At 43.6% G+C, this 12,821-nt stretch carries 7 protein-coding genes, 2 tRNA genes and 3 rRNA genes; 2 read left to right on the top strand and 10 right to left on the bottom strand.

All coding sequences use genetic code 11. From position 1 onward, the window contains the following. The first annotated feature begins 340 nt into the window (after positions 1-340). Positions 341-871 carry a hypothetical protein gene (locus tag FLA_RS01280; protein WP_076381603.1) on the top strand — a complete coding sequence of 177 codons (531 nt, stop codon included), beginning with the start codon at positions 341-343 and terminating at the stop codon, positions 869-871. Positions 872-935: 64 nt separating this feature from the next. On the opposite strand, the gene FLA_RS01275 is transcribed toward FLA_RS01280, so the two are convergent. The 5 genes from FLA_RS01275 to FLA_RS01255 are packed head-to-tail and all read right to left on the bottom strand — an operon-like array spanning position 936 to position 6,019. Beyond that, positions 936-2,807: a M1 family metallopeptidase gene (locus FLA_RS01275; RefSeq protein ID WP_159445168.1), complete on the bottom strand. Its 1,872-nt coding sequence runs from the start codon at positions 2,805-2,807 to the stop codon at positions 936-938. Positions 2,808-2,812: 5 nt separating this feature from the next. After that, positions 2,813-3,265, bottom strand: coding sequence for a PepSY-like domain-containing protein (locus FLA_RS01270; protein WP_076381601.1), 453 nt, complete (start codon positions 3,263-3,265; stop codon positions 2,813-2,815). Between the two features lie 36 nt (positions 3,266-3,301). Next, entirely contained in the window at positions 3,302-3,964 is a 663-nt protein-coding gene (gene rsmI / locus FLA_RS01265) for a 16S rRNA (cytidine(1402)-2'-O)-methyltransferase (protein WP_076381600.1), read from the bottom strand. Beyond that, positions 3,964-4,725 (bottom strand): CDP-alcohol phosphatidyltransferase family protein, encoded by a 762-nt coding sequence (locus FLA_RS01260; RefSeq protein WP_076381599.1) that lies wholly within the window; start codon positions 4,723-4,725, stop codon positions 3,964-3,966. The genes rsmI and FLA_RS01260 overlap by 1 nt, the downstream gene beginning before the upstream one ends. A 1-nt stretch (position 4,726) precedes the next feature. Then, a complete protein-coding gene (locus tag FLA_RS01255) occupies positions 4,727-6,019 on the bottom strand; it encodes an aminopeptidase P family protein (protein ID WP_076381598.1) in 1,293 nt (430 codons plus the stop codon). A 212-nt stretch (positions 6,020-6,231) separates the two neighbouring features. On the opposite strand from FLA_RS01255, the gene FLA_RS01250 reads away from it, so the two are divergent. Then, complete coding sequence (locus tag FLA_RS01250) at positions 6,232-6,645, top strand: RNA recognition motif domain-containing protein (RefSeq protein ID WP_076381850.1); 414 nt, start codon at positions 6,232-6,234, stop codon at positions 6,643-6,645. 534 nt (positions 6,646-7,179) lie between these two features. Here FLA_RS01250 and rrf read toward each other — a convergent pair. From rrf to FLA_RS01225, 5 genes are all read right to left on the bottom strand, one after another. After that, positions 7,180-7,291 (bottom strand): 5S ribosomal RNA (gene rrf, locus FLA_RS01245). 157 nt (positions 7,292-7,448) lie between these two features. Beyond that, positions 7,449-10,249: ribosomal RNA gene (locus FLA_RS01240) — 23S ribosomal RNA — on the bottom strand. A 245-nt stretch (positions 10,250-10,494) separates the two neighbouring features. Continuing rightward, positions 10,495-10,568 (bottom strand) — tRNA-Ala (locus FLA_RS01235). 18 nt (positions 10,569-10,586) lie between these two features. After that, a tRNA-Ile gene (locus FLA_RS01230) sits at positions 10,587-10,660 on the bottom strand. Positions 10,661-10,789: 129 nt separating this feature from the next. Next, positions 10,790-12,318, bottom strand: a 16S ribosomal RNA gene (locus FLA_RS01225). The 16S, 23S and 5S rRNA genes sit together here with 2 tRNA genes alongside, the layout of an rRNA operon. Positions 12,319-12,821: the final 503 nt, after the last annotated feature.

Below are 12,821 nucleotides of genomic sequence, written 5' to 3'. Positions count from 1 at the left end.
CAAGTTGTAATTAGGTTCAGACACGGCTTCGCCATGTGAGCCACATAGGGCATACACATTTCAGATGGCAATAAAGCGTGGTTTGGAAGAAAGAAAATACCCTTATAAATCGCTGTGAATAACGATAATAGGTTAACGGAATAGCATGGGACGTTTGATCGGTACGAACAAATTGTAAGTTGGCTTCATATATGGATATTTGATCTCCCAACAAACATAGCTTTTTTGGTCAATAATCAGAACACCACCTTATATAAAATTTTTTCCCAACCTTTTCAAAAAAAAAGCTATAACGGTGTGAAAATTGTACTTTTAGCTTGAAAATCCAATAATCTATATTATGCGACTAATTCTTATTGTCATGCTTTGTGCGCTTGGATTACCCGGCATTTCACAATTCTATGATGCCTCTACATCCCTTGTTTTAAGCGCTGAAGCTGCCATTCCATCTGGTCCGTTATCCAAAACTAATTCATTCGGTGCAGGCGGTTCTGCGAAAGTCAGAATTCCATCCGGCATCCGTAGCGATGTGTTTATCACTGCTAATCTTGCCGCATTTCCCGGTAAAAATTACACTGTTGGTAATACCAAGAAAAAGGCTGCATTGGCAAAGGCTGCCAGCGTGTTTGTTGGCTATAGAATTTATTTAAATCCACTGTCTGACTATAACTCATTTTATATACAAGGGGATGCAGGTGTTTCCGCTGTCACTACTAAATTAATAAACCCTGCTATTGCTCCATCAATAGGCTTTCTCATCAATGATAAGCTGGATTTATCTTTAAAGTATCAGAAAATACTATCCAATAATAAATACGCGGATTATTCCTTTATTGCATTGGGTATAGGTTACGGTTTTAACTTCAATTAGCAGAACATAAAAAAGAGCGGCTGTAGTGATTACAGCCGCTCTTTTTTATGTTCTATTTTATAGATTAGTTTCCAGGCACTATCAAGGTATTATTGACCTTGTTGATGTCTGCCATTCTTAAACTTGGATCAATTTCAATTGATTTAATGTCTTTGATGTTTCTGTCTATCAATAACTGATATTCAGGATGTGTCCACTTCCATTCATCATGAATCACAAACCTGTTATCTGTATTTTCAGGCATCTTACTTCCAAATACCAGGTTCATCGGAATATAGTGCATCTCTTTTGTTCCATCTTTATAAGTAACCAGCACGTCTAAAGGCATAGGCATATCTCCAATCTTTTTCAGGGTAATAACACTTTTACCATCTATATAGTCAACGTATCCTATAGCATAATCAATATACTTCGTGGTATATACCCAATATTCTTTATACCACTGCAACTCCATCCCGCTTACCTTTTCGGCAACACGAATAAAATCGTTAGGATTGGGGTGTTTATACCTCCATTCTTTATAATATTCGAGTAAAATTTTATCCAGAATATCATTACCAACAATGTACGCCAGCTGCTCCATAAACACAGCCCCCTTTGCATACGCTGCATTACTATAGGCATAGTTTGTATTAAAATGATCGGCATGTGTGCTCATAGGCTCTTCTCTGCGGCTTTGCACCAACCGGTAATAAGCAGCATAGTCACCTTCCCACCAGAAACCTTTATCATTACGAATAAATCCGGCAACCCGGCTTTCTGCATAGGAAGTAAAGCCTTCATCCATCCATGGATACAAGCTTTCATTTGTACCCATCATTCCCTGGTACCAACTGTGCATCCACTCATGCAGCGCAGTTCCTATACCAGGGCCTTTGACAAGTGTTGCCATGGGGTATTCCATCCCTCCGTCTCCACCCTGTATAAAAGAGTAGTTTTTGTAGGGATAGGGGCCAAATGTTTTAGCAATGTATGGATAGGCTATAGCGGCGGTATCCGCTACATTTTGCCATGCTACCTGTGCCGAGTCTACCTTTTTATGCACTACATATAATAACGGCCCGCCAGGAATCTGCTTTTTGATAATGCTATAAGCTGTATCAGCCGCCCACACAAAATCATGCACATTTTGTGCGCTAAAGCGCCAGGTTAATAATGAGTTAGATGATTTTGCTAAAGGCGATCCTGCCACTTCATATCCATGTCCTACCTCATTAGGATTCTGAATAGTGCCTGAACCTGCCAGTAAATAATTTTTATCGATAGTTATGTTTACATCATAATCACCCCAAACGCCATAAAACTCCCGCGAAATATATGGGTTGGCATTCCAGCCCTGGTAATCATATTCTGCAATTTTAGGATACCACTGGCTCATGCTATAGCGGATACCTTCTTTATTATCGCGACCACTTCTGCGCACCTGCAAGGGAACCTGTGCGTTAAATCCGATATCAAAAGTGGTTTTGGTTTTAGGTAGTAAAGGCTTCTCCAGCTTTACCTCCAATATGGTTTCGTGCTCGGTCAACTTTTGTTCTTTACCGGCAATTTTTACATACTGCACTTTCTGATACCCGATTTCTTCCGGAGCCAGTTTACTGATCCTGTCTTTTACACGGCCATCCCAGTCGTATACTTCTTTGTTCTGTTTATCATAGCCCAACAATACTTTACCCAGCGTGCGGCTACGAACATCCATCATACTGTTAGGCTGAAAAGCATTCCAGTACAGATGAATAAAAATGCGTTGTAAAGTATCTGGTGAATTGTTCCAGTAATCTACTTTTTCTACGCCTGCAAAACGATTCGTGGCCACATCCATGTTTACGTTAATCGCGTATTTCACACGCTGTTGCCATCTGTCAGATTGTGCACTGGCCACTGTTGCCGTACAACAGGCAGCTATAGCCAGCATTGCTATTCTCATTTGGTTCATACTACTTACACTTTACGGCGGTCTTTGTCCTCTAACATTTTACCTTCCGGATCAAAGGATATATACCGCTGCTGCACTTCACTTCTGGACACTAAAATCCTGAATTCTGTTCTTTCATCTGGTCCTATTACAAAAAAAGCCTCCTTAATCAGCCAATCTTTGTAAAGAGATTTAGTAAGGCTTCGCTGCACCTTCTGTGGAATGCCTTCCGGTTTAATTTCCTGGGCGCATTGTAACCAAAATCCTTTGTCATCAAAATCGGCTGTAAACTTTATTCCCATTAACAGAAAAGATACCTGGTATATTTTCTCTTTGTTTTTCCAGGCTGCTTCCTCTGCATCAGGATATTTTTCATAAAATGCATCCTGAACATCATTAGGAATTTTTCTGAATTGTGCGTGTCCAAGGCTCACCATACCTGTACACAACACAACGCATAAAAGCAGGTTTTTCATCATTCAAAAGGTTTTAAAATACACTAACAATTACTACTCTTAAGGTGGGGATATTACCACTACAATTTCGCCTTTGGGAGGTTTAGCGGTATAATACTCACTTACCTCTTTCAGGGTTCCGCGGGTGGTTTCTTCAAACATCTTTGTGATTTCCCTGCTTACACTGCATTGACGGTCTTCGCCAAAATAGGTGCTTATTTCCTGCAGGGTTTTTACTAAACGCAAGGGGCTTTCATAAAAAACAATAGTACGCTCTTCAGTGGCCAATTTGGTAAGCAAGGTATGCCGGCCTTTTTTAGGTGGCAAAAAACCTTCAAATGCAAACCTGGTGGTAGGTAAAGCACTGTTTACCAGCGCGGGCACAAAAGCGGTGGCGCCAGGCAGGCATTCTACTTTTATATTCTGCCTGGCACATTCTCTTACCAGCAAAAAAGCGGGGTCGGAGATTCCGGGCGTACCGGCATCCGTTATCAGGGCCATCGTTTTACCGGCAGCCAGCTGATCAACCAGGTGCTGCAACACCTTATGCTCATTATGCTGGTGATAGGGAGAAAGTGGTTTGTGGATATTATAATGGGTTAACAATTTAGACGATGTTCTTGTATCCTCACACAGGATCACATCTACACTCTGCAACACTTCAATAGCACGCAGGGTAATATCTTTCAGATTGCCTAATGGTGTAGGTACAAGATAAAGCACTAATTCTCTTTTTGTTTAAGCGACAAAGATAAAATAACATATACAACAAACACCAGTGGCACTGCCAGCCAGTGCAACATTAGTGCGGTCACTATAGCAATAGCCACCAGCAGTAGTTTAGGCCAGTTGTCTTTGATGCCTGCGCTTTTAAACTTCAGCGCCATCATGGGCAAAGTACTTATCATTAAAGAGCTGATCACTATTATCACAGCATACCAGAACCATTTATTCACCATCAGGTTAATGGCCCAGCTTTCATTGGAATACCAGTATATTAAAGGGAAAGAAGCTACTAACAGTCCTGCTGCCGGGATGGGCACCCCTTTAAAGCCGTATGACTGTGAGGTATCGATGTTAAAACGCGCCAGCCTGAATGCACCGGCACAAGGAATTAAAAAGGCAGGCATTAAACAAGCCATGCTGGTATCTAAACCATCGTTGGAGGCCGCATAGGATAAGCGTAAAAACTGGTAAGCTATTAACCCCGGCACCACACCAAAGCTTACCACATCAGCCAGCGAATCCAGCTGTTTACCTAACTCTGAAGGGGTTTTTAATAACCTGGCAACAAAGCCGTCTAAAAAATCAACCACAGCAGCGCAGCCAATATAAATACTGGCTATATATATTCTTTCAGGAACGGTTACCACACCGCTGCCATCATTGCTCATTACTAAGCCAGGCTGCATTACTTCTACAATGGCCATGCAGCCTAAAAACAGGTTCAAAAGGGTAAAAATATTGGGGATAAGCCGGTTCATCTTATTTCTGTTTCATCAATGATTCAATGTCCTCTGCTGTGATGGGAATATTCTTCATTAAGTCTATACTTCCCGTTTCAGTAAGCCATACGTTATTTTCAATACGAATGCCCATTGCCTCTTCTTCGATATAAATGCCTGGTTCAATGGTTAACAACATGCCTGGTACCAAAGGCTCGTTTTTCGTTCCCAGGTCATGCACATCAATACCCAGGTGATGTGAAATGCCATGATACAGGTATTTGCGGTAAGCCCTGTTTTCGCGACTTTCGTTTTTAATATCAGATTTAGACAATAAGCCCAGTTTCTCAAACACCACAGTAGCCTCGTCTCCCACCTTATCGGTATAATCCAGTAAAGTAATGCCTGGTTTTAAAATGCCTTTGCAGTAGTTATGCAAATGCAGGCAGCCATTGTATACTTCTTTCTGGCGTTTGGTAAACTTGCCATTTACAGGTATCGTGCGTGTTAAATCTGCTGCATAACCACCGTAATTAGCGCCAAAATCCATTAATATCAGTTCGCCATCTTTACATACTTCGTTGTTAAACACATAATGTAAAGTACGGGCCCTGTCGCCACTGGCAATAATGCTTCCGTATGCCTCCCCTCTGGCACGGTTTCTTAAAAACTCGTGCATAATCTCGGCTTCTATTTCATACTCCATTACACCGGGCTTAATAAACTTCAGCAAACGCCTGAACGTTTTATCGGTAATATCTATTGCCTGTTGTAATACGTCTACCTCATAGCTACTTTTTACAGCCCTGAGTTTACGCATGATGACTGCAGAGCGTTGATACCGGTGAAGCGGAAAACGCTGCATCAGGGTACGTGCATAGCGATAATCCCTTGTTTCTACTCCTACGCCTCTTCGGTCGTTTTCGTTGGTATTCAGGTAAATATTGTCGGCCTGGTGAATCCAAACCTGTAATAAAGCATCCAGGTTATCCAGCCATACAATGGTGCTGATGCCAGAAACAGCGGTACCATCCGCAGCCCGCAATCTGCGTCCATCCCACTTCTCTTTCAATTCGTTTGGACGAACCAGTACCAAAACTTCACGGTATTTGGGATCTGGGTTGTCAGGGTAAAGAATCACCATGGTGTCTTCCTGCTCTATTCCTGTAAGCCAGTATAAATCACTGTTTTGAATAAACCGGTAAATAGCATCCCCGTTGCTGGGCACCTCGTCGTTACTGTTAAATATGGCAATGCTTCCCGGTAACATCTCGGCAATAAAACGCTTCCGGTTTTCAATAAACAATTGATTATTAATAGGCAGATTTTTCATTCATGGTATTTTTTTATAATAACTGATTATGCCTTAACCCGGTGCAAGTTAAGGCATTCACGTAGCGAAATTTTAATCTCCAACCAATTAATTAATTATCTACATTTGCTTGCTATTGGTACAGTTCTTCCATTTCTCTAAGACGTTTCGGCGTAAATGCTTTTAGTTTTTTGGTTACTGTATTGGGTATTAATTTTTTTAATTCTTTTCAAATGAACATTTACGTTGGAAACCTGAACTGGAGCATGACCAGTGACGAACTGTACAATCTTTTTTCACCATTCGGCGAGGTTGCTTCTGCTAAAATTATCACCGACAAATTCAACAACAACCGTAGCAAAGGCTTTGGTTTCGTTGAAATGCCGGATAATGAAGCTGCCCGTACCGCTATCAGCCAATTAAACGAAACTGATATCGACGGCCGTAAAATCGTTGTAAACGAATCAGCACCTCGTGCAGAAGGTGAAGGTGGCGGTTACAAGAAGAAAAGCTTCGGCGGCGGTGGAGGCGGTGGCTTCAACCGTGGCGGCGGCGGTGGTGGTGGTTTCAACCGCGGCGGTGGCGGCGGTGGTTACAACCGTAACCGTGGCGAAGGTGGTGGTGGCGGTGGCTACAATCGCTACTAGTACACATCAAACTCTATTATCCAGGCCGTTCTTTTTAAGAACGGCTTTTTTTATGCCCCTATTTTCCAGTTAAACGCTGTTTGTTAGTAAACGCAAAAAAGGGCACCATTGCTGGTACCCGTAACATAACTGTTCAAAGGGTCTTGTGTGTAATGTTTTTAATGCCCGGAGTAAACACCTGAAAGACCAATATTTTTGACCGATTCTGTATTCATAAGGCACGATTTATAGAATATAGCAACAACCTTATGTTGTTAATGTAGATGCCTGGTGATAATGACAGGTATTTTCATAGGAGTTGTCGTCGATCACCTGGTTCTGCATTGTGAAGATAAAGGTAGGGTAGGTGAACCGGCTGGCCTACCCGTTAAAACACTGATTTTTATGTGCGAAAAAAGGTGTATGCGCCCTTAAGTAGTTAGTGTATCGCAAGCACACAAGGTAAAGGTGAAATAATCATGCCCTTGCTTTTATTCTGGGAAGGTATACAAAACAAAAACGCCTCAACTGTTTCCAGTGAGGCGCTTTTAATAAATATGGCAACTACCTACTCTCCCGCATTTCTTTGCAGTACCATCGGCCATGAGGGGCTTAACTTCTCTGTTCGGTAAGGGAAGAGGTGAACACCCTCGGCATAATCACCATAAGATCTTAGATTGTTAGTTCGTAGTCGTTTCTTATCAGTTACTCTATTCACTGACTTGCACTACAATCTCTCAACCGTAATAAGATACATATTGGGAAGCTCAACTAAAGAGTATTAATATCTATTTACTCTCCATTGCTTTCGAGCGATATTAAAAAAATTAAAGCTTACGGGTAATTAGTACTACTCGACTTTGTTGTTACCAACTTTACATCTATAGCCTATCAACGTCATAGTCTTTGACAACCCTTAAAAGGAAACTCATCTTGAGGTAGGTTTCACGCTTAGATGCTTTCAGCGTTTATCCTGACTGTACATAGCTACTCTGCAATACACCGAGCGGCATAACAGATTCACCAGCGGTACATGCGACCCGGTCCTCTCGTACTAAGGTCACGTCCCCGCAATTTCCTAACGCCCACCACAGATAGGGACCGAACTGTCTTGCGACGTTCTGAACCCAGTTCACGTGCCACTTTAATCGGCGAACAGCCGAACCCTTGGGACCTTCTCCAGCCCCAGGATGTGACGAACCGACATCGAGGTGCCAAACCTTACCGTCGATATGAGCTCTTGGGTAAGATCAGCCTGTTATCCCCGGAGTACCTTTTATCCTTTGAGCGACGGCCCTTCCATACAGAACCGCCGGATCACTTTAGCCAGCTTTCGCTCCTGATCGACTTGTTTGTCTCACAGTCAAGCACCCTTATACTAATGCGCTCTACGTACGATTACCAACCGTACTGAGGGTACCTTTGCAAGCCTCCGTTACTTTTTAGGAGGCGACCACCCCAGTCAAACTACCCACCATGCAATGTCTCCTTTCTCAGGATTAGGTCCTAAGTAACAAAAGGTTGGTATTTCAACGTTGACTCCATAACTCCTGGCGAAGCTACTTCATAGTCTCCCAACTATCCTACACATTTGTTACTCAAGATCAATGCAAAGTTGTAGTGAAGGTTCACGGGGTCTTTCCGTCCCGTGGCGGGTAACCGGCATCTTCACCGATACTACAATTTCACCGGGCTCGTGGAGGAGACAGTATTCAACTCATTAGACCATTCGTGCAGGTCGGAACTTACCCGACAAGGAATTTCGCTACCTTAGGACCGTTATAGTTACGGCCGCCGTTTACTGGGGCTTCAGTCAGAAGCTTTGGCTTGCGCCGAACATCCTTCCTTAACCTTCCAGCACCGGGCAGGTTTCAGGCTCTATACGTCATCTTTCGATTTTGCAGGGCCCTGTGTTTTTGTTAAACAGTTGGTTGAATCATTTTACTGAGACCGTATCGCTACGGTACGCCTTGTCCCGAAGTTACAGCGTCAATTTGCCTAGTTCCTTCTCCACGGCTCACCCGAGCGCCTTAGAATACTCATCCCGTCTACCTGTGTCGGTTTGCGGTACTGGCTGCTATACTCGCTTTTCTCGGCACCAATTTTATGATTTCGACTCCTCCGAAGATTCATCTCTACGCACTATTCTGTCAGTACGTAACCACCACGTCGATGCGTCACTTTTAATGTATAGCAGGTGAAGGAATATTAACCTTCTTTCCATCAGATGCCCCTTTCGGGTTTTCCTAAGGACCAGACTAACCCTGATCCGATTAACGTTGATCAGGAACCCTTAGACTTTCGGCGAAGAAGTTTTTCACTTCTTTTATCGTTACTTATGCCTACATTTTCTTTTGAAATCGCTCCACCATTAGTCGCCTAACAGCTTCGATGCAATTTCAATGCTCCCCTACCACTCAGATATTATCTGAATCTAGAACTTCGGTTCGTAGTTTGATGCCCGATTATTTTCCGTGCAGGATCTCTCGACCAGTGAGCTGTTACGCACTCTTTAAATGAATGGCTGCTTCCAAGCCAACATCCTGGCTGTTATTGAAATCCCACCTCGTTTGATCAACTTAACTACGTATTAGGGACCTTAGTTGCTAGTCTGGGTTATTTCCCTCTCGGCCACGGACCTTAGCGCCCGCAGCCTCACTCCTGTAGATATTTAACAGCATTCGGAGTTTGTCAGGGTTTGGTAGGCGGTGAAGCCCCCTAGCCCAATCAGTAGCTCTACCTCTGTTAAACTTCTATATACAAGGCTGTTCCTAAAAACATTTCGGGGAGAACGAGCTATCTCTCAGTTTGATTGGCCTTTCACCCCTATCCACAGGTCATCCCAAGACTTTTCAACGTCAACGGGTTCGGTCCTCCATTCTGTGTTACCAGAACTTCAACCTGCCCATGGATAGATCACAAAGTTTCGCGTCTGCCCCCACTGACTAGTCGCCCTATTCGGACTCGCTTTCGCTACGGCTCCATTCGTTCACGAATTTAACCTCGCCAGTGAGGAGCAACTCGTAGGCTCATTATGCAAAAGGCACGCCGTCACTCATTACTGAGCTCCGACCGCTTGTAGGCGCACGGTTTCAGGTACTATTTCACTCCCTTGTTCAGGGTGCTTTTCACCTTTCCCTTACGGTACTGGTTCACTATCGGTGTCTGAGGAGTATTTAGCCTTACCAGATGGTGCTGGCAGATTCACGCAGGATTCCTCCGGTCCCGCGCTACTCAGGATACTACTCGTCCATGTTAATTTCTATCTACAGGGCTATCACCTGCTATGGCCTAACTTTCCAGATAGTTCGATTTGATAACACTTTCTAAACGTAGTCCTACAACCCCGAAACAGCACGCTATTTCGGTTTGGGCTCTTCCCTTTTCGCTCGCCACTACTCTGGGAATCATTGTTATTTTCTTTTCCTCCGGGTACTTAGATGTTTCAGTTCTCCGGGTTGGCTCTCTTTCGAGTAATATACCTTCAGTATATTAGGTTGTCCCATTCGGAAATGCAGGGATATTACGCTCGTGTGCAGCTCCCCCTGCCTTATCGCAGCTTACCACGTCCTTCATCGCCTCTCAGACCCTAGGCATCCACCATGCGCCCTTATTTCGCTTTAAAAAACTTACATGTTTTTATTCAGCATTTGTTCATCCTAAAATGAACTCCACTATATAAAATCTCTCTTTAGTAATTTTGCTTTCCCAATATGTCAAAGAACTTCAATTACTTTCCGTATCCGAAGATACTTCCGGTAAAATCTTGTAGATAGTAAGGTTATGAACCTTTAGGCCTTAAAGCCATATCTCATTAATTTCAAAAGAACTTGTGTAGTTGCTGTTTGCAATCCGCTTACAGCTTTAATGTGGAGGATATCGGAGTCGAACCGATGACCCTCTGCGTGCAAGGCAGATGCTCTAGCCAACTGAGCTAACCCCCCAGTAAAACCTTTTATTAGTAGACCCGACCAGAGTTGAACTGGTGACCTCTACATTATCAGTGTAGCGCTCTAACCAACTGAGCTACGGGTCTGTTTCGAGTCATACTATTTCAGTATCTGAAAGATCTTTATTTTTTAGTTATGTTTTTTATTTATCTAATCAGACAAATAAAAATTGAAAGAAGAAGGAAACAACAATTAAAAAGTGAGCGTCGCTCTAAAAAGGAGGTATTCCAGCCGCACCTTCCGGTACGGCTACCTTGTTACGACTTAGCCCCAATTACCAGTTTTACCCTAGGCAGTTCCTTGCGGTTACCGACTTCAGGTCCCCCCGGCTTTCATGGCTTGACGGGCGGTGTGTGCAAGGTCCGGGAACGTATTCACCGTATCATTGCTGATATACGATTACTAGCGATTCCAGCTTCACGCAGTCGAGTTGCAGACTGCGATCCGAACTGAGATAACTTTTTTGAGATTAGCATCTTGTCGCCAAGTAGCAGCTCTTTGTAGTTACCATTGTAGCACGTGTGTAGCCCTGGGCATAAAGGCCATGATGACTTGACATCATCCCCTCCTTCCTCGCGTCTTACGACGGCAGTTTCTTTAGAGTTCCCAGCTTAACCTGATGGCAACTAAAGATAGGGGTTGCGCTCGTTGCGGGACTTAACCCAACACCTCACGGCACGAGCTGACGACAGCCATGCAGCACCTTACAATCTGTGTATTGCTACAAAATGAACTTTCATCCACGGTCAAACTGCATTCTAGCCCAGGTAAGGTTCCTCGCGTATCATCGAATTAAACCACATGCTCCACCGCTTGTGCGGACCCCCGCCAATTCCTTTGAGTTTCAACCTTGCGGTCGTACTTCCCAGGTGGGATACTTAATGCTTTCGCTCAGACACACACTGTGTATCGCGTATGTCGAGTATCCATCGTTTAGGGCGTGGACTACCAGGGTATCTAATCCTGTTTGATCCCCACGCTTTCGTGCATCAGCGTCAATTCACCTATAGTCAGCTGCCTTCGCAATCGGTGTTCTATGTCATATCTAAGCATTTCACCGCTACATGACATATTCCGCTAACCTCCAGGAAATTCAAGACACATAGTATCAATGGCAGTTTCAAAGTTAAGCTTTGAGATTTCACCACTGACTTACATGCCCGCCTACGCACCCTTTAAACCCAGTGAATCCGGATAACGCTTGCACCCTCCGTATTACCGCGGCTGCTGGCACGGAGTTAGCCGGTGCTTATTCATCTGGTACCGTCAAGACACTTAGAAAAGTATTGTTTCGTCCCAGATAAAAGAAGTTTACAATCCAGAGGACCTTCATCCTCCACGCGGCATGGCTGGTTCAGACTTGCGTCCATTGACCAATATTCCTTACTGCTGCCTCCCGTAGGAGTCGGGCCCGTGTCTCAGTGCCCGTGTGGCTGATCATGCTCTCACATCAGCTATCGATCGTAGGCTTGGTGGGCCGTTACCCCGCCAACTACCTAATCGAACGCACACCCATCTTCAAGTGATAAATCTTTAATAACAACACGATGCCGAGCCGTTATTCTATGGGGCATTAATCCAAATTTCTCTGGGCTATTCCCCGCTTGAAGGAAGGTTGTGTACGTGTTCCGCACCCGTTTGCCGGTCGTCACCCATATATTGCTATACTGTGCTACCCCTCGACTTGCATGTATTAAGCCTGCCGCTAGCGTTCATCCTGAGCCAGGATCAAACTCTCCATTGTAAATGAGTTTTGATCACTAACTTAATTTCTCTCGAAATTGCGTCTGTGAATTTTAATTTTGTTACGTTGCTTACACTTACCTACTATTTAAAGTAGTACTGTTGCTTCCATTCTTTCAAAGAACTTAAAAATTGCTGATGGTCAGGTTTCGATCCTGTAGGCCTTAGAGCCGGTCATCATTTTCAAAGTACAAGAGCTTTTTTGCGTTTCCGTCCGTCACTTTCGTTTCATTCGGGTTGCAAAGGTAGCAGTTTTTATTTCAAATTAGCAAATTTATTTTTGAATTATTTTTGAAGTTAATTCTTTATAAACCGCTGATTTTCAATGAACTGTTCCCGTTTTATTGGGAGTGCAAAGGTAACAGTTTCGAAACATTCACCAAATTTATTTTTAGTTATTTTCAACCTTTTTTACCACTTGCTGTTTAAAGAACTGCCCGCTATTTGTGTAGTGGGCGGCAAAGATAAGAACCTTTGTTACGCTACCAAATATAATTACCCCTT

Source organism: Filimonas lacunae (genome assembly GCF_002355595.1).
Classification (GTDB): domain Bacteria; phylum Bacteroidota; class Bacteroidia; order Chitinophagales; family Chitinophagaceae; genus Filimonas; species Filimonas lacunae.
Note: the sequence above shows the minus strand (reverse complement) of the source record. Positions and strands in the feature narration are given on the sequence as shown.

What these genes read in the sequence shown, in the direction of transcription:
- FLA_RS01250 (WP_076381850.1), top strand. Translation starts at nt 6,232, where the DNA reads ATGAACATTTACGTTGGAAACCTGAACTGGAGCATGACCAGTGACGAA.
- FLA_RS01280 (WP_076381603.1), top strand. Translation starts at nt 341, where the DNA reads ATGCGACTAATTCTTATTGTCATGCTTTGTGCGCTTGGATTACCCGGC.
- FLA_RS01270 (WP_076381601.1), bottom strand. Translation starts at nt 3,265, where the DNA reads ATGATGAAAAACCTGCTTTTATGCGTTGTGTTGTGTACAGGTATGGTG.
- FLA_RS01275 (WP_159445168.1), bottom strand. Translation starts at nt 2,807, where the DNA reads ATGAACCAAATGAGAATAGCAATGCTGGCTATAGCTGCCTGTTGTACG.
- FLA_RS01260 (WP_076381599.1), bottom strand. Translation starts at nt 4,725, where the DNA reads ATGAACCGGCTTATCCCCAATATTTTTACCCTTTTGAACCTGTTTTTA.
- FLA_RS01255 (WP_076381598.1), bottom strand. Translation starts at nt 6,019, where the DNA reads ATGAAAAATCTGCCTATTAATAATCAATTGTTTATTGAAAACCGGAAG.